The sequence below is a fragment of the Bradyrhizobium sp. CCBAU 11357 genome (genome assembly GCF_028128865.1).
Classification (GTDB): Bacteria; Pseudomonadota; Alphaproteobacteria; order Rhizobiales; family Xanthobacteraceae; genus Bradyrhizobium.
On the sequence record NZ_LBJW01000111.1, the window covers coordinates 43,856 to 60,424 of the forward strand.

Below are 16,569 nucleotides of genomic sequence, written 5' to 3' on the forward strand. Positions count from 1 at the left end.
GAACCGATCGCCAGCGCAATTCCAACGACATGCATGCGTGCATGACGCGGCGCTGTTTCTCGGCGGCCACGGGCGCCTGTTGTTGCTGCTGACCACGTCCTAGCAGCACCCCACACCGAAAATCCCAAGACAGGAAACGCCGAACTTCGGCGAACGAGCAGTCATGTCCCAGATCCAGTCGAACGCCTACATCATCGAGATCCACGACCGCGCCGCCGGCATCATCACGCGCGATGAACGCGGCTTCCGCTTCTTCTCCTCCGAGCGCTTGTTCGACAGCCTCGAAGGCCGCCAGTTCCGTTCGGCCCGCGAGGCCGAGCGCGCCGCCCGTGCGGTGTTCTCCGAGCGTAGCCGTCGCGCGAGCTCGCAACTCTTTCCCAACTGATCCCACCGAAAGGACCGCGTTATGATCAATCGACGACACATTCTGGCAACGACGCTGTTGCTTGCGACGGCCCTGGCTGCACCCGCCCATGCTGAGGACAAGCCGGCCGAGATCCGCATCGGTACGCAGAAGGGCGGCTACTTCCCGGCGGTGCGCCAGCGCCAGACGCTCGAGAACGCCTTCAAGCCGCTCGGCATCGAGATCAAGTGGATCGACTTCCAGTTCGGTCCGCCGCTGCTGGAGGCCATCAATGTCGGCAGCGTCGATTTCGGCTATGTCGGCGACTCCCCGCCGATCTTCGCGCAGGCCGGCGGAGCCAAGATCCGCTACGTCGCCGCGGTGAAGTCGGACGGCAACACCCAGGCGATCATCGTGCCGAAGGATTCGCCGATTCGCTCGCTCGCCGATCTCAAGGGCAAGCGCGTAGCCTTCGGCAAGGGATCGAGCGCGCATAATCTGCTGGTCGCTGCGCTCGAAAAGGCCGGCCTGTCCTGGTCCGACATCACGCCGGCGCCGCTTGCTCCTGCCGATGCGACCGCGGCCTTCGTGAAGGGCTCGGTCGACGCCTGGTCGATCTGGGATCCCTATCTCGCGCTCGCCGAATTGAAGGAGAACGCCCGCGTCATCGCTTTCGACAAGGACGTACACAAGCCGAATGCCTTCTATATCGCCAACACGGATTTCGTCGATAAATATCCTTCGTTGGTCGCGAAGCTCAACACCACCTTCGCCTCCGAAGGCGTCTGGGCCAACGAACACCACGAGGACGTCGCCAAAGCCCAGGCAGACGCGACCGGCGTCGACATCGAGGCCGTCAGGCGTTTCGTGGATCGCTCCAACTTCCGCGTAGTGCCGCTCGACGCCGAGGTGGTCAGGAGCCAGCAGGCGGTCGCCGATCGCTTCGCAAAGCTGGGCCTGATCCCGAAGCCGGTCAACGTCTCCGACATCGTCTGGAAGTGGACGCCGGGTTCTTGAACCGGCGCGACTGATCAGCTCCGGCGGCGCGCCCTGGTGCGCGCCGCCTTCCTGGCGGCAGCGGAGCGGACCTTGGCGCCTTTGGTGCGGCTCGCCTTCCGCGCCGCGGCCGAGCGGGACGCTGCGGTTCGGCGGCTTGCGGCACGTTTGGCCTGTTTCGACAGCGCGCCGCGCGAGGCCGTGGAGCGCGGCTCCTTCTTCAGGACGTTCGTGACGGCGCGCGATACTTTCGGCCGACGCTTCGGCGTGCGTTTGCCCTGGCCGACCTCATAGGCATATTTGGCGCTGCGGCGCGTCGCCTTCTTGGTGCGTCCCTTGCGCGGTGGCGGCAGATCGACGCCGGCCCGGCGCGCCTCGGAGAGGCCGATCGCGATCGCCTGCTTGGTCGAGCGCGCGCCGTGCTTGCCTTTTCGGATCCTGTCGATCTCGTCCTTGACGAATTCGCCGGCCTGCGTGCTGGCCGACTTGCCGGCGCGCTTGTCTTGCCTCGCTTTGCGAATGACTTCCTGTCTCGGCATGGTCGAGTTCCCCTTCTTGAGTGAGAGGGATGTCTGACCGCAACGCGCAAGACAGGAGATCGATCCGTTTAGTTCCGCAGCGCCGCCAGCAACTCGTCCGGCCGCTCGGCCATGATCATGTGGCCGGCGCCGGGCACCACGACGGTCTTTGCATGCGGGATCGCGGCGGCGAGCGCCTTGCCCGCCTTGGCCGGCGTCATCATGTCCTTTTCGCCCAGGATCAGCGTCGTCGGCATCTTCACGCTCGCTGCAGCGGCAAGCGCATTCGCATAGGAGTTGCAGGCCGACAGATCCCTGAACAGCACGCCCGGCTCGCATGCCCTGAGCACCGCCTGCGCGCCGCCATGCATCCATAGGCCCGGCGCCAGGCTGCCGCCGAGCTCCGCGTTGAAGCCGAGGCCCCAGATCGAGACCATGTCGTTGGCATCCTGCGAGTTGGCTTCGGCGGCCTTCAGGAGATCCGGACCCACCGTCATGGTCGCGGCAGTACCGATCAGGCTCAGCGCTGACACCTTGTCCGGATGCCGCGCCGCCGTTTCCAGCGAGATCAGCGAGCCCATGGAGTGGCCGATCAGATGCGCCTTCGCAGCGCCCGCCGCTTCGAGCAGCGCTGCTGTCCAGTCGGCCATCTCCGCGATGCTGCCGAGCGAAGGCCCAGTAGAGCGGCCGTGGCCGGGCAGGTCGGGCGCCAGAACGGAAAAACCGTGATGGGCAAACCAGCGCGTATGCAGCGCCCAGGTCGAATGATCGAAGCCGGCGCCGTGGATGAAGACGACCGCGGGCAGGGATTTGTCAAAGTCGCGGCCGCCGGTTGCGACAAACACGTCGGTGCCGTTGACGGAGAGCTTCATGGTGTCAGGCCTTTTGCGAGATGCGCAGCGCTTGATTGAGGTCGTCGATGATGTCGCTTGCGGTCTCGATGCCGACCGAGAGCCGCACCAGCTCCTCGCCGATGCCGGCGGCCTTGAGCTGCTCGGCATCCATCTGCTGATGCGTGGTCGAGGCCGGATGGATCACCAGCGTCTTGGCGTCGCCGACATTGGCGAGATGGCTGATCATGCGCAGGGACTCGATGAACTTGCGCCCCGCCGGCCGGCCACCCTTGATGCCGAACGAGACGATCGAACCGGCGCCGCACGGCAGCAGCTGCTTTGCCAGTTGATAGTCCGTGTGATCTTCGAGCGAGGGATGCAGCACCCAGTCCACCGCCTTGTTGGCCTTCAGCGCTTCCAACACCAGATGCGTGTTGTGCATATGCCGGTCCATGCGCACGCCGAGCGTCTCGACGCCCTGGAGCAGCTGGAACGCGTTGGTCGGCGACAGGCAGGCCCCGAAATCGCGCAGGCCCTCGGTGCGGGCGCGCATGATGAAGGCGGCTGTGCCGAACTGCTCGTCGAAGACGATGCCGTGATAACCGCCATAGGGTTCCGTCAGCACGCCGAACTTGCCCGATGCGCGCCAGTCGAAGCGGCCGCCGTCGACGATGGCGCCGCCGATCGCGATGCCGTGGCCGCCGATCCATTTCGTCGCCGAATGCATGACGATGTCGGCACCCAGCTCGATCGGGCGGCTGAGATAGGGGGTGGCAAAGGTGTTGTCGATCAGAAGCGGAATCTTTGCCTCATGTGCGATCGCCGCAACCTTCGGAATGTCGAGCACCTCGAGGCCAGGATTGCCGATGGTCTCGCCGATCACGAGCTTCGTGTTCGGCTTGATCGCCGACCGGAATGCGTCGTGATCGCGCGGTTTCACGAACGTCGTGGTGATGCCGAAGCGCGGCAGCGTGTGCGCCAGCAGGTTGATGGTGCCGCCATAGAGCGAGCTCGACGCCACGATGTGGTCGCCGGCATTGAGCAGCGTCGCGATGGCGAGGTGCAGCGCCGCCTGGCCGCTCGCCGTGCAGATGGCGCCGACGCCGCCTTCGAGCGCAGCGAGCCGCTCCTCCAGCACGCCGGTGGTCGGATTGGAGATGCGCGTATAGATGTGGCCGGCGCGCTCCAGATTGAACAGCGCCGCGGCGTGGTCGGAATCCTGGAACACGTAGGACGTGGTCTGGTAGATCGGCACCGCCCGGGCGCCGGTCGTGGGATCCGGATGCTGGCCCGCATGCAGGCTCAGGGTCTCGAAGGCAGGCGGTTTCGGCGCGGGCATGCGTGGCCTCGTTGGTCGGTCGGTGATCGCGGCCGTTGTGCCATAAAACTATGTGCCAAGTCAGCCCATTGACAGCGCGACAGCGGCAGTGCGCCCCCTCGCCCCGCTCTTACGGGGAGAGGGTTGGGGTGAGGGGCTCTCTCCGCGAAAACGGTGGCAGTTAGACTCGCGGAGACTCCCCTCACCCGGAATTCAAGCTTCGCTCGAATTCCGGCCTCTCCCCGCAAGCGGGGAGAGGCGAAGAAGGGGCTCGCAGCGCTAGCCCCCGATCGCCTGCTCGATGATCCGGGCTTCCCGCAGCAAGATCTCCGCGACCTCCTGCTCGCGGCGGGGGCCGAGCCGCGTGCGAACGGCGGAGACTGTCATCGCCGCAGCCGGTTGGCCGTCCGGCGTCTTGATCCAGGTCGATATCGATTTCGTCCCCTGCACCAGGCCGGTCTCTCTCAGGCCGTATCCGAGCCGCCGCGCGGCGGTGACCTCGCCGAGCACGGTCGCGACGTCGGTCCGGTAGGCCTCGAACCGCTTCTCGTTGGCCGCGACGATCTTCCGCGCCTCCTGCGCCGACATCGCGGCGAGGATGGCAACGCCTGCGCTGGAGACGCCGAGCGGCCGCCGCGCGCCGACCTCGATCGACAGCACCTGGATCGGATAGACCCCGATCCGGCGGTCGACGCACAGCGTGTCGTTGCCGGTGCGCACGGTCAGGAACAGCGTGTCGCCGATCTCGGCAGATGCGCGCTGCAGCGACGGAGTTGCCGCGACCAGGAGCCGCGAGGGCCGGGGACGCGCCAGCGCCAGCTCCGGCACCTGGTTGCCGATCGCGTAGCGGCCGCTCCTGCCGTGCCGCTCGACGATGCCTTCCTCGATCAGCACGTGGACGATGCGATGCACGGTCGGGCGGGTGAGGCCCGTGGTGCGGACCACCTCGGCCAATGGCACACCGTCCTCGCGCCCCGCGGCAAGAATGCGCAGCACCGCGAGCGCACGCCGGATCGCCTGCGCGCCTTGTCGCGGTTCCACGGCGCTGCGGGTGGATTTCGTCGCGCGTCTCTTGTCCATAATATGGACAAGAACGCCACAATTCCCTCGACAGGGCAAGCGCGCATCTGGAGATTGCGCTCCGATCGGGGTGCCATGCACGAAAGTCATCGGCGCCCGATATGGAATTGGAAGCGCCGCCGGGAGGTTAACATGCGATTAATCTGGATTGCCATAGCTGCCCTCACTGCGCTGCTGGCCGGGCCCGCCTCTGGCCAGCAATGGCCGGCACGCAACGTTAAGCTGATCGTGCCTTATCCCGCCGGCGGCAATGTCGACAGCGCCGCGCGTATCGTCGCCGACAAGCTCCAGGAAAAGCTCGGCCAGCCCTTTGTCATCGAGAACAAGGCCGGCGCCGGCGGCATGATCGCGGGCGAGGCCTTCGCCAAGTCGGCGCCCGACGGCTACACGCTGTTCGTCGGCGCCAACGGCCCGGTGCTGTTCGCGACCGAGATCAACAAGCGCGACGCCTATAACTGGAAGAAGGATTTCCTTCCGATCTCGACGATCTCGATGACGCCGCTGGTGCTCGAGGTCCATCCGTCGGTGCAGGCGACCACGCTCAAGGAGTTTCTCGATCTCACCAGGCGCGAGCCCGGCAAGCTGACCATGGCCTCGCCCGGCCCCGGCACCACCAACCATCTGCTCAGCGAGCTGATGCAGTCCAGCCTCGGGCTGCAATGGGTCACGGCGCATTACCGCGGCAACGCCCCGGCGATCAACGATCTCCTGGGCGGCCAGGTGCAGTTCGCGTTCGACCAGCTCACGGTCAGTCTCCAGCACATCAAGGCCGGCCTGTTCCGTCCGCTCGCCGTCACCAGCCCGCACCGATTGAAGTCGCTGCCAGATGTGCCGACCTTCGCGGAGCTCGGTTACAAGGACTTCGACGGCCAGACCTTCACCGGCCTGTTCGCGCCATCAGGCACCCCGGCGCCCATAGTCGAGAGGCTGCACGAGACGCTGGTCGCGATTCTCAAGGATCCCGCCGTGATCGACAAGTTCGAAAAGCTCGGCGGCGAAGCCACGCCGATGACGCCGGACGAATTCAAGGCCTATCTCGAGCGCGAGGACGCCAAGTGGATTCCGGTGGTGCGCAAGGCCAATATCAGGGCGGATTGATCGATGCGGATCGACCCCACCGAGCTCGGCGCCGAGCGCATCTACCGTCTGATGACCGGCATCGTGGTGCCGCGCCCGATCGCGTGGGTGACGAGCTTGTCAGCCACGGGCGTGCTCAATCTCGCCCCGTTCAGCGCCTTCACCTTCGTCTCGCAGAAGCCGCCGATGCTCGCCATCAGCGTCGGCCGCAAGGGCGCCGACTACAAGGACACCGCGCACAACATCCTCGATACCGAGGAATATGTGATCCACATCGCCGACACCCCGCTGATGCAGGCCTTGCACGACAGCTCCGTCGAGCATCCGCCTGAGATCAGCGAGGTCGAGCATCTCGGGCTCGAAACGCTCGCTAGCGAGCGCATCAAGGTGCCGCGGCTCGCCGCCGCGCCGGTCGCGATGGAGTGCCGGTTCCGGCAGTGTCTCGAATTCGGTGACGCCAAGAGCCGGCTCATCGTCGGCGAGGTCGTGCTGTTCCATTTGCGCGATGGCCTCGTCAACGACGGCAAGGTCGAGACCAGGGCGCTCGACCCGATCGCGCGCATCGGCGGCCCGCGTTACGCCCGGCTCGGCGAGATCGTGACGCTCAACAGCGTGTTCCAGACTCCCAAATCGAAAGACTGAGCGCGCGGGGCTCATCGCCGGCCGCCGCCCCAAGATCATCGGAGGACATCCAATGCGACTGCTGAGCTATCTCCTGAACGGCGAGGCGCGCTATGGCGCGGCCGTGGACGGCGGCGTGGTCGATCTGACCAGGCGCATCGGCCGCGACTATTCGGACGTGAAGGCGCTGATCGCAGCCAACGCACGCGCCGACGCGCAGGAAGCCGTCGCGGGACAGCAGCCGGACCATGCGCTCGACCAGCTCGTCCTGCTGCCGCCGGTGCTGGCGCCGGAGAAGCTGTGGTGCATCGGCGTCAACTACGCCGAGCGCAATGCGGAATACAAAGACAATTCGGACCTGCCCAAATACCCCAGCCTGTTCGTGCGCAGCATGTCCTCGATGACCGGCTCCAGCCAGCCGATCGAGAAGCCCAAGGTTTCGGACCAGCTCGACTATGAAGGCGAGCTCGTCATCGTGATCGGGCAGGGCGGTCGCCACATTCCGCGCGAAAAAGCGTGGTCGCACATCTTCGGCATGACCCTGTGCAACGAGGGCACGATCCGCGACTGGCTGCGCCACGGCAAGTTCAACGTCACGCAGGGCAAGAACTTCGACCGCTCCGGCAGCATCGGCCCGTGGATCGTCACCGCGGACGAGCTCGACCCGCGTGGTCCCCACGACATCACAACGCGCGTCAACGGCGAGGTGCGGCAGCAGGACACCACCGAGCGGCTGATGTTCCCGTTCGACTTCCTGATCTCCTACCTCTCGACCTTCGCCACCCTCAAGCCCGGCGACATGATCGTGACGGGCACGCCGACCGGCGCGGGCGCGCGCTTCGATCCGCCGCGCTGGCTGAAGGTCGGCGACGTCGTCGAGGTCGAGTCCAGCCGCATCGGCGTACTGCGCAACACCGTCGCGGCGGAGAGCTAAGTGATGCTGGACACTGCCACGATCGAGCGCCTCGCCGCGCGCCTCGATGAAGCCGAGCGCACCAAATCGCTGATCCCGATGTTCACCAAGGAATATCCCGATTTCAGCATCGAGGACGCCTACGCCGTCCAGCGCGCCTGGACCAGACTCCAGCTCGGCCGCGGCCGCATCATCAAGGGCCACAAGATCGGCCTGACCTCGAAGGCGATGCAGAACGCGGTCGGCATCAACGAGCCCGACTACGGCGTGCTGTTCGCCGACATGTTTTACGCCGATGCCACGCCTGTTCCGTTCGACCGCTTCCTCGCGCCGAGGATCGAGGTCGAGCTCGCCTTCGTGCTGAAGGCGCCGCTGCGCGGACCCGACTGCACCATCTTCGACGTGCTCAACGCCACCGACTACGTCACGCCCGCGTTGGAGATTCTGGAGACGCGGATGCACCGCGTCGACCCCGAGACGGGCAAGACGCGCAAGGTCATGGACACGATCTCGGACAACGCTGCGAATGCTGCGCTGGTGCTCGGCGGCCGGCCGATCCGCCCGATGGATGCGGATCTGCGCTGGATCGGCGCGCTGCTGTTCCGCAACGGCGAGGTCGAGGAGACCGGCCTTGCCGCCGGCGTGCTCAATCACCCCGCCAACGGCATCGCCTGGCTCGCCAACCGCCTCGCGCCGCATGACGAGCATCTCAAAGCCGGCGAGGTGGTGCTGGCGGGATCGTTCACGCGTCCGGTCGACATCCGCCGCGGCGACACCTTCCATGCCGACTACGGCGCCTTCGGTTCGGTGTCGTGCCAGTTCGTCTGAAGCAACAACAAGCAGGGAGCGCACCATGAGCGGTCACACGCGGCGCAAGAGCATCCACATCGGCGGCTTCAAGCACGTCAACCCGATTCCGAACGCCTGCCGTATCGGCAATCTCGTGATGTCCGGTGTCATCCTCGGCCGCGATCCCGCGACCAATGCGATGCCCGAAAGCTTAGATGCCCAATGCGCCAACATGTTCGCGCATATGAAGGCGACGGTGGAGGCCGCCGGCGGCACCACGGACGACATCATCAAGATGACGGTGTGGCTGAAGGACCGCTCACAGCGCGGCCCGGTCAATGTCGAATGGCTGAAAATGTTTCCGGACGAGCATTCGCGCCCCGCACGCCACGCGCTGCCGATGGACAACATGGATGGCGGCGCGCTGGTGCAGTGCGATTTCACCGCCGTGATCGACTGAGGAGCGCTTCTATGCCGACCTATCTGCCGTTCGACCCCAACCCGCGCCGTCCGATCAAGGCGCCGCCGCCCAAGACCATCGACAGCCAGTTCCACGTGCTGGGACCGATCGAGAAATATCCGGAGCGTCCCGGCGCTGCCTATCGGATGCCGACCGCGACCTGGGAAGCGGCGCTGCGCATGCACAAGGCGCTCGGCATCGAGCGCGGCATCATCGTGCAGACCACGACCTATGGCGCCGACCACGCCGTCGTGCTGGACGGGCTCAAAGCGATGGGTCCGAACTATCGCGGCTGCGCCAATGCGCTGGTGTTCGCGGAAGCCAGCGACTCCTATCTCGCCAAGCTGCACGACGCCGGCGTGCGCGGCGCCCGCTTCAGCTTCCGCCAGGAGCTCGGCGCCGTGCTGTCGGACGCCGATTTCGCCCGCGCCATCGCCCGCATCCGCGAGCTCGGCTGGTACGTCAAGATCCAGCCGGAGAAGGACGGCATCGTCTCCAGCGTCGCCAAGTACGAGAACCTTGACGTGCCCGTGCTGATCGACCACATGGCGCGGCCTGACCCCGAGGCCGGCAGGAGCGATCCGAACCTGCGCAAGATGCTGGAGCTGCTCGGAAAGGGCAATTTCTGGGTGATGCTCTCGCTCGGCGAGAAGACCTCGAAGGCCGGCGCGCCTTACGACGACGTGATCCCGATCGCGCGTGCCTATATCGAGGCCGCCCCCGATCGCTGCGTCTGGGCCAGCGACTGGCCGCACCCGGTCTCCGTCAAGCAGCCGCCGAACGACGCCGATCTGCTCGAGCTGATGTACCGCTACGCGCCCGACCAGGCGGAGCTGGAGAAGATACTGGTGCACAATCCGGCCAAGCTGTTCGGCTTTGCGGATTAGACCGAACCCCCTCGGTCGTCATTCGAGGAGCTCTTGCGACGAAGCAATCCAGAGGCTTGCTGCGGTGGCAGTCTGGATTGCTTCGCTGCGCTCGCAATGACGGACGCAATTCTCCCGCTCACCCCACCGGCTGCTTCGCCAACCTGTCCCTCACCTCTGCTGCGATCTCGAACGAGCGCAGCCGCGCGGAATGGTCGTAGATCTGCCCCGTCGTCATCAATTCGTCCGCGCCGGTCTCGGCGATCAGCGCCTTCAGCTTCGCTTCGACCATATCGGGCGAGCCGACCGCGGAGCATGACAGCGATTGGCCCACCATGGCCTTCTCAGCCGGCGACCACAGCGCCTCCATGTCGTCCACCGGCGGCGGCAACGGGCCGGGCGTGCCGCGGCGCAGGTTGATGAACTGCTGCTGCAGCGAAGAGAACATCCGCTGCGCCTCCGCGTCGCTCTCGGCCGCGAACACGTTGACGCCGACCATCGCATAGGGCTTGTCGAGCTGCGCCGAGGGCTCGAAGCGCGCGCGATATTCGCGCAGCGCCGGCATCATCATCTGCGGCGCGAAATGCGAGGCAAAGGCGAATGGCAGGCCGAGCATCGCCGCAAGCTGCGCGCCAAACGTGCTCGAGCCCAAAATCCACAGCGGCACCTTGGTCCCCATGCCGGGCACGGCGCGGATCGCCTGGTTCGGCTGCACGTCGCCGAGCAGCGCCTGCAGCTCCAGCACGTCATGCGGAAATTTCTCGGACGTGGTGGCAAGGTCGCGCCGCAGCGCCCGCGCGGTGAACTGGTCGGTGCCCGGCGCCCGCCCGAGCCCGAGATCGATCCGTCCGGGATAGAGAGATTCCAGCGTGCCGAACTGCTCGGCGATGACCAGCGGCGAGTGGTTCGGCAGCATGATCCCGCCGGAGCCGACGCGGATCGTCTTCGTGCCGCCCGCGACGTGTCCGATCACGACCGACGTCGCCGCGCTGGCGATGCCCGTCATGTTGTGATGCTCGGCCAGCCAGAACCGCTTGAACCCCCACCTCTCCGCGTGCTGGGCCAGATCGAGCGAATTGCGGAAGGCCTGCGCCGCGTCGCCGCCTTGGCGAATGGGGGCGAGGTCGAGCACGGAGAAGGGGATCATGGGGAGGGTACCGGTGAGTGGATGCGCATTGGCCCTTCACATCTAGTGCCCGTCCAGGGGAATGTTAGCGCCGCCGCGCAATGGTCGACCATGTCGGTCAAGCATGGATGGATATGGATCGTATTGAAATAGCTGGCGTTTTCAGGCGCCTGGCAAGCGTCCCTGGTGTGGCCGCTGATGCGCGCTGGCCGGGCATAATTGTGGAGCCCCATCTCCCTCTCGCGCAGCAGGAACCTGCAGGCGAGCTACGGCCACGACGACGGTAGGGCCTGCGTGCGTCATTACGACCCGGCCCCCAACCGCGCGGCAGGACCGCCAACTCCGGAATTGTGCGAATTGCCAGTGGCAACCATCGCGAGTTTCATGTTTAGTGACACGTATTGTTTGAAGGCCTGTTTTGTGAACGAAGCCGCATCCTGAGACGCGATTGATTGTCGATGGAGCGGCGATCGTGAGTGAGCACCAGTAAAGCTGGGTTCGCGGAAAATGTTTTGGCAAGGCGTCCTGGCCCCAGGCTGCGCCGCACAATAGAGAGTTGGATCATGGGTGGTCCTCCGGGCGAAGTGGCTCCTCCGGCGAGCGGCACGCCTGCCCCGGCAAGGAACGGTTTCAAGACCTGGACTGTGGTGGCGGGCTTCATCGTTGTGGCAGCCGCGACATTCGCTTTGGTGCGTTGGGCCGAGACTGGCGAGCAGCCCAAGCTCTCGGTCGCAAAGCAATGGAACGAGGCGATCCAGAAACTCGGTTTCGAGCCGGTCTATCCACCCATCGAGGACATCCAGGTCGGCGATGTCTTTGCGATGATCTCCGACGACGCGGTCAGCGATTCGGCGACGGACGAGCCGTTCGCGGGGCGCTCCATCAAATTGCTGCATCTCGATATGACCTCGGAAATCGAGGATGCTTATCGGGCCGTCTATCAATTCCCCGCCACGAATGCCCGCCCTGACCATGACGGACAGGTCTGGCCGCAGACGGTCGCCACCGACTCGCTGTTTAAGCCGCCCGCGACCCGGACCACCCTTCCGCTCGTGCTGTTTCCGCGCTTCACCATCACCAATGTGAAGCGGGCAAGCGGCAGCGCCAGCGCGATGTCCCAGTTGTTGAGCGGCGGATTTGGTGCCGATGCAAGCTCGACCGAAACTGTCGAGGTCAGGTTTTCAGCCACCGAAACCTATGGTGTTCCGGCGGTGCCGGCGGAGCTTCGGCTGCTCGACTTCTGCGAAGATGACGCGACGAAAGGGTTCTGCACGCAGCAAGGGTTGCGCAAACAGCTTTCGATCCTGATCGGCAAGAGGATCGACGACAAGGTGAAGGATCGCAAGACTGGCGTTGAGCGGCCGCGCTTCTCGGTCGAGCTCGCGCTTGTCAGCCGCGTGTTCCTGGCACGCTCGATTCAAACCAGCATGGGCGAGGATGGCGGTACGCGGGGGAACGTGGGGGTGAACCAGCAGGCTGTATTGCCGGCGGCGGCCGCGCAGGCGGCCCCCGTGGCTGCAGGCGCGAGCGGCGACGGCAAGCCGCAATCCCCCGCTCCGGCGCCGCAGGCTGGCCCGAACGGTGCGCCGGGCGGGGCGATCGCGTTCGAGCGCCGCGCGACGTCGAACGTGCTGTTGCCGGATACGCTGCTGCCGCGCCCGGTCGTGGTCGGTTTCAAGAGCGTTCGATTGAAGCCTGTGGAGTGAAGGATGAGCACACGCAAGACACTGATGCTGGCCAGTCTGGCGCTGATCGCGTTTCAGCTGCCTCGCGCTGAGTTGTTCAGCCGGATCGCCGAAGGCTGCAACTGCGACCGAAGCAAGATGGCGTGCAGGATCCAATGCTCCGACATTGGGTCGGGATCCGGTACGGGCGGCGGGTCGAGTACGTTCAGGATTGCTCCTGATGTCGATCGTCCAGTCCCGGAGCGGCCGATCGTCGTGCCCTCGACGGTGCCGGATATCAGGAGTTCGACCGGGCAGATCAACAGGTGATCGGCTCACTGACCGATCGAGATGCCGGTGCATCTGGCGGCTTTGGCTTCGTAGTTTGGGGTGCAGGGGAATGCAGATGATGTCGAAGGGATCGATCCGGTTTTTGATCGCGGCCGTGTTGGCCTGCCTGCTTCAGACGCAGGGGACGCGGACCGCGGCGGCGCAGGCGGACCCGCGGCAAATCCTGACGGCCGTGATCCAGCAATTGCAGACAGGCACGCCGAATTGGAGCTGGTACGGCCCGCAGCTCTGGCAGACGATCGCGATGCAGACGGGCAACAGCGGCGTCTACCCGCAACTGGTCCAACTCGGGCAGGTGACCAATGTCGTGCTGAACGGGCAGACCCAGCTCCCTGCGGGACCGGTCTATTCCTTGGTCGCGCAGCATCAGCAGGGCGTGTCGACCTGGCTCTTGGGCATCAGCCTCTATACCAACCGGATCGAATACGCGAACTTCAACATCGGCTCCACGCCCCAGTCCCTGCCGGCTCCACCCGTGCCGCTCCCGCAAACCGCGGCTCCAACTCCCGGAAGCGTGCCAAATCCGCCGGCGAATGCCCCGCCCCAGACAAGCGGCACCTCGGAGGCCTGTCGAAGATTTCCAAATCTCTGCTAGGGAGACATGCGATGCTGACAAGAAGATGTTGCATCGGCTGCGGCCTTCTTCTCTTCGGCGGCATCGGGGCAGTGGCCGCCGACGCTCGCCACAATCCGGCCTATGGCTGCAGTCTGACCGCGAGCGAAGCCGGCAACATTCTCGGCAACAAGCCTGAGGGGCAGGGCGGCAGCGTGCGCGAGAGGCCGTCAATTCCCAAATCGGGCGACAAAGAATTCGACCGTGCGCTGGCAGAGACGCTGGTCCGGATTTCCGACTGTCTGAACGTCACGCCGAGCTTCGCCTATTTCGACGACTTTGACTCACCGAATGCGTTTGCATTGCGCGAGAAACGCGTGGCCGAGACCGATGGCACGGTGCTGTTCGGCCAACGACTCCTGAAGCAATTGATGGCCGACCCCGAGGCGGGAGATGCGGCGGTCGCCGGCATCTGCGCCCACGAGTTTGGACACGTGCTGCAGTGGAAGGTGGGGGTGGACGAAATTCTCCTGGAGGGGCAGCCCACCGTCAAACGGGTGGAACTGCATGCGGATTTCCTGGCCGGCTACTTCGCAGGCGTTCGCAAGTTGCAGCAATCGAGCTTCAATGCCGCCGCGATTGCGCTGACGCAATTCAACGCGGGCGACAACATGCTCAAGCACCCGAAACACCACGGCACCCCAGAGGAACGCGGCAAGGCGATCGTCAAGGGTTATCAGACCGGACACGACGACAGGAAGTCGCTGTTGGACGCCCTCAATATCGGCGAGAAGTTCGTCAAGAACAACTTCTGACGCGGCTCTATTTGCTTTCACAACAGCGTTATTGCGACCCGGGGCGCCCTTCATCGCAACTGGGCGTCTGGCGTCTGTTGCTGTAGTCTCTTTGGTGCCACTGCACTGCCGCCAGGAGGAACCGACATGACCACGGTCGCACTCACCCGCCGCAATCTCCTCGTCGCTGGCGCCTCCGTCCTGACGACCGGTGTCTTGGCAACCGGCGCTTCCGGCCTCCTGCTGCCGGCCCGTGCCAGCGGCCTCGCGCCGACCGAGTCGATGTCGGGCGGCGCGAACAATTACCGCAAGGGCGCGGCGATCGTGGATCGGATCGGCAAGGGCGGCTTCTGGATGAGCGGCACCGTGCGCCGCGCCGGGGACGGGACTCCGCTGGCCGGGCAGCGCATCCAGATCTGGGCGCACACGGTCGAAGGGCAGGAGCATGAGCCGCAGAGCCACGGCGCCACGCTCACCGACAAGGACGGCAAGTTCCGGCTGGAGATGCCGCAGATCATTCCGATCTTCGGCCAGCCGCACGGTCATCTCGCCTATGACAGCGGCGAGTTCAGGACGGTCTTCCTGCGGCCGGTGATGCGGAGCGCCAAGGAGACCAGCCTCGAGGCGCACTTCGTGCTGCAGCCGGCTTGAACCCGATTTGCAGATGAAGGGATGGAGATCGGCCCGGGCGCCCCTGATCTGGGTCGCCCTTGCCTTGGCGATCGGTGTGCCGGTCGCCGCTGCCGCAGCCAGCGAGCAGCTCGCCTGGCGCGGTCCTGTCTACATCCTCGCCGGTTTCGCCGGGATCATCGCCCTCGGTCTCGTGCTCGTGCAGCCTTTGCTGATCGGCGGCTACCTGCCGGGCTTGTCGGCCTATCGCGGCAGGCGCGTCCATCACTGGATCGGCGGCACGCTTGCCCTGGCGATTCTGGTCCACGTTGCCGGCCTCTGGGTCACCAGCCCCCCCGACATGGTCGATGCGCTGACCTTCTCGTCGCCGACGCCGTTCTCCCCCTTCGGCGTGACCGCGATGTGGGCCATCTTCATCGTTGCGCTCCTGGCTCTGCTGCGAAGGCCATTGGGATTGCGGCCGCGAACCTGGCGCATGATCCATATTCCCCTCGCCATCGTCATCGTCACGGGCAGCGTGATCCATTGCCTCCTGATCGAGGGAACGATGGAAACGATCTCCAAGGCGGCGCTTTGTGCGCTCGTCCTCGCGGCAACGGTGAAAGTCATGATTGACCTGAAGGTGTGGCGAAAGCGGCGGCTGCTGCGCAGCGAGGGCATTGCGCGACAGTAATCCGCCCGATCAGCTCCGGGACTTCCCCCGTCCCATCTCTTGTGTGCAGAATGGCGCGCGCCAGGCATCGTCATCAGGCCGGGAGGATCTCGACATGGCAGAGCAGACCATTCACTTCGACGACGGTGCCGCCTACGAGCAGATGATGGGAATCTGGAGCCGGTTCGCTGGCGAGATATTCCTTGATTGGCTGGCACCTCCTCCCGGCTTGCGGTGGATCGACATCGGTTGCGGCAACGGCGCCTTCACCGAACTCCTGGTCGAGCGCTGTAGCCCCGTCGAGGTCCAGGGCATTGATCCCTCGGCAGAGCAGCTTGCCTTTGCGCGCACGCGACCTGCGGCGCGCGTGGCAAAGTTTCACCAGGGCGATGCGATGGCACTTCCTTTCGCCGATGGCAGCTTCGATGCGGCTGCGATGGCGTTGGTTCTCGTGTTCGTTCCGGATCCCGCCAGGGGCGTCAGCGAAATGGTGCGGGTCGTCGTCCCCGGCGGTACGGTCATGACGTATATGTGGGACATGTTGGGTGGCGGCTTTCCGCTCGACCCGATCTACGACGAGATGAAGGCGATGGGCATTCCGGCAACGCGCCCGCCACGGATGAACGCCTCCCGCATGGACGCGTTGCGCGACCTGTGGCGAGGAGCAGGTCTCGAGGACGTGCAAACGCGAGAGATCACGGTGCAACGGACGTTTTCAGGTTTCGACGACTTCTGGGCAATCAGCCTGAAGTCTCCAGCGCTCCGGCCTGCCGTCGCCGCGATGAAGCCCGCAGACCTCGAGACGCTCATCGCGCGGGTGCGTGCGGCCCTGCCGGCGCATGCGGACGGTCGCATCACCTGCAGTGCGCGCGCACACGCGATCAGGGGGCGCCGGCCCAAATAGCCCGCATTGTGCAGGACGGGTAGAGCACTTCTCGAACTCATCATCTTCGCCACCGAACGAGCCCGATGGGTTTCGCTTCGC

Annotated in this window: 20 protein-coding genes; 15 read left to right on the top strand and 5 right to left on the bottom strand. The window is 65.3% G+C overall.

Translation table 11 applies throughout. The annotated features are described in order from the left end of the window. Positions 1 to 163: 163 nt before the first annotated feature. Together XI05_RS32250 and XI05_RS32255 are read left to right on the top strand one after the other, a co-directional pair. Positions 164 to 385 carry a hypothetical protein gene (locus XI05_RS32250; protein ID WP_271509466.1) on the top strand — a complete coding sequence of 74 codons (222 nt, stop codon included), beginning with the start codon at positions 164 to 166 and terminating at the stop codon, positions 383 to 385. Between the two features lie 21 nt (positions 386 to 406). Then, the gene (locus XI05_RS32255; RefSeq protein ID WP_271509468.1) at positions 407 to 1,360 is read left to right on the top strand and encodes an aliphatic sulfonate ABC transporter substrate-binding protein; all 954 of its coding nucleotides are present in this window, start codon (positions 407 to 409) and stop codon (positions 1,358 to 1,360) included. A gap of 14 nt (positions 1,361 to 1,374) precedes the next feature. Here XI05_RS32255 and XI05_RS32260 read toward each other — a convergent pair whose 3' ends face one another. From XI05_RS32260 to XI05_RS32275, 4 genes are all read right to left on the bottom strand, one after another. Beyond that, complete coding sequence (locus XI05_RS32260) at positions 1,375 to 1,878, bottom strand: DUF6496 domain-containing protein (RefSeq protein ID WP_271509470.1); 504 nt, start codon at positions 1,876 to 1,878, stop codon at positions 1,375 to 1,377. Positions 1,879 to 1,946: 68 nt separating this feature from the next. Further along, positions 1,947 to 2,729: an alpha/beta fold hydrolase gene (locus tag XI05_RS32265; RefSeq protein WP_271509472.1), complete on the bottom strand. Its 783-nt coding sequence runs from the start codon at positions 2,727 to 2,729 to the stop codon at positions 1,947 to 1,949. A 4-nt stretch (positions 2,730 to 2,733) separates the two neighbouring features. Continuing rightward, on the bottom strand, positions 2,734 to 4,029 hold the full coding sequence (locus tag XI05_RS32270) for an O-acetylhomoserine aminocarboxypropyltransferase (RefSeq protein WP_271509474.1): 1,296 nt from the start codon (positions 4,027 to 4,029) through the stop codon (positions 2,734 to 2,736). A 258-nt stretch (positions 4,030 to 4,287) separates the two neighbouring features. Then, entirely contained in the window at positions 4,288 to 5,088 is an 801-nt protein-coding gene (locus XI05_RS32275) for an IclR family transcriptional regulator (protein WP_271509476.1), read from the bottom strand. Positions 5,089 to 5,220: 132 nt separating this feature from the next. Here XI05_RS32275 and XI05_RS32280 point away from each other — a divergent pair, with 132 nt between their 5' ends. Genes XI05_RS32280 through XI05_RS32305 form a run of 6 tightly spaced genes read left to right on the top strand, consistent with a single transcriptional unit; the run spans position 5,221 to position 9,835 of the window. Further along, positions 5,221 to 6,186: a Bug family tripartite tricarboxylate transporter substrate binding protein gene (locus tag XI05_RS32280; protein WP_271509478.1), complete on the top strand. Its 966-nt coding sequence runs from the start codon at positions 5,221 to 5,223 to the stop codon at positions 6,184 to 6,186. A 3-nt stretch (positions 6,187 to 6,189) separates the two neighbouring features. After that, positions 6,190 to 6,807, top strand: a complete 618-nt coding sequence (locus XI05_RS32285) for a flavin reductase family protein (protein ID WP_271509480.1) — start codon at positions 6,190 to 6,192, stop codon at positions 6,805 to 6,807. Positions 6,808 to 6,859: 52 nt separating this feature from the next. Beyond that, entirely contained in the window at positions 6,860 to 7,720 is an 861-nt protein-coding gene (locus tag XI05_RS32290) for a fumarylacetoacetate hydrolase family protein (RefSeq protein WP_271509482.1), read from the top strand. A gap of 3 nt (positions 7,721 to 7,723) precedes the next feature. Then, positions 7,724 to 8,527, top strand: a complete 804-nt coding sequence (gene hpaH / locus XI05_RS32295) for a 2-oxo-hept-4-ene-1,7-dioate hydratase (protein WP_271509483.1) — start codon at positions 7,724 to 7,726, stop codon at positions 8,525 to 8,527. 25 nt (positions 8,528 to 8,552) lie between these two features. After that, positions 8,553 to 8,948 carry a RidA family protein gene (locus XI05_RS32300; RefSeq protein ID WP_271509484.1) on the top strand — a complete coding sequence of 132 codons (396 nt, stop codon included), beginning with the start codon at positions 8,553 to 8,555 and terminating at the stop codon, positions 8,946 to 8,948. An 11-nt stretch (positions 8,949 to 8,959) separates the two neighbouring features. Continuing rightward, on the top strand, positions 8,960 to 9,835 hold the full coding sequence (locus tag XI05_RS32305) for an amidohydrolase family protein (protein WP_271509485.1): 876 nt from the start codon (positions 8,960 to 8,962) through the stop codon (positions 9,833 to 9,835). Positions 9,836 to 9,953: 118 nt separating this feature from the next. Here the strand turns inward: XI05_RS32305 and XI05_RS32310 are convergent, their stop codons facing one another. Beyond that, entirely contained in the window at positions 9,954 to 10,961 is a 1,008-nt protein-coding gene (locus XI05_RS32310; protein WP_271509488.1) for an LLM class flavin-dependent oxidoreductase, read from the bottom strand. A 542-nt stretch (positions 10,962 to 11,503) separates the two neighbouring features. On the opposite strand from XI05_RS32310, the gene XI05_RS32315 reads away from it, so the two are divergent. The 7 genes from XI05_RS32315 to XI05_RS32345 all read left to right on the top strand — a co-directional run bounded on the left by XI05_RS32315 (position 11,504) and on the right by XI05_RS32345 (position 16,488). After that, positions 11,504 to 12,646 carry a hypothetical protein gene (locus XI05_RS32315; RefSeq protein ID WP_271509490.1) on the top strand — a complete coding sequence of 381 codons (1,143 nt, stop codon included), beginning with the start codon at positions 11,504 to 11,506 and terminating at the stop codon, positions 12,644 to 12,646. A gap of 3 nt (positions 12,647 to 12,649) precedes the next feature. Beyond that, positions 12,650 to 12,934, top strand: coding sequence for a hypothetical protein (locus XI05_RS32320; RefSeq protein ID WP_271509492.1), 285 nt, complete (start codon positions 12,650 to 12,652; stop codon positions 12,932 to 12,934). Between the two features lie 70 nt (positions 12,935 to 13,004). Next, positions 13,005 to 13,550 (top strand): hypothetical protein, encoded by a 546-nt coding sequence (locus XI05_RS32325; RefSeq protein ID WP_271509494.1) that lies wholly within the window; start codon positions 13,005 to 13,007, stop codon positions 13,548 to 13,550. 11 nt (positions 13,551 to 13,561) lie between these two features. After that, entirely contained in the window at positions 13,562 to 14,323 is a 762-nt protein-coding gene (locus tag XI05_RS32330) for a metalloprotease (RefSeq protein WP_172785154.1), read from the top strand. A 126-nt stretch (positions 14,324 to 14,449) separates the two neighbouring features. Then, positions 14,450 to 14,953 carry a Twin-arginine translocation pathway signal gene (locus XI05_RS32335; RefSeq protein ID WP_271509496.1) on the top strand — a complete coding sequence of 168 codons (504 nt, stop codon included), beginning with the start codon at positions 14,450 to 14,452 and terminating at the stop codon, positions 14,951 to 14,953. A 13-nt stretch (positions 14,954 to 14,966) separates the two neighbouring features. Next, positions 14,967 to 15,605, top strand: a complete 639-nt coding sequence (locus tag XI05_RS32340; protein WP_271509498.1) for a ferric reductase-like transmembrane domain-containing protein — start codon at positions 14,967 to 14,969, stop codon at positions 15,603 to 15,605. After that, positions 15,592 to 16,488 carry a class I SAM-dependent methyltransferase gene (locus tag XI05_RS32345; protein WP_271509500.1) on the top strand — a complete coding sequence of 299 codons (897 nt, stop codon included), beginning with the start codon at positions 15,592 to 15,594 and terminating at the stop codon, positions 16,486 to 16,488. Before XI05_RS32340 ends, XI05_RS32345 begins: the two co-directional genes overlap by 14 nt. Positions 16,489 to 16,569 lie beyond the last annotated feature (81 nt).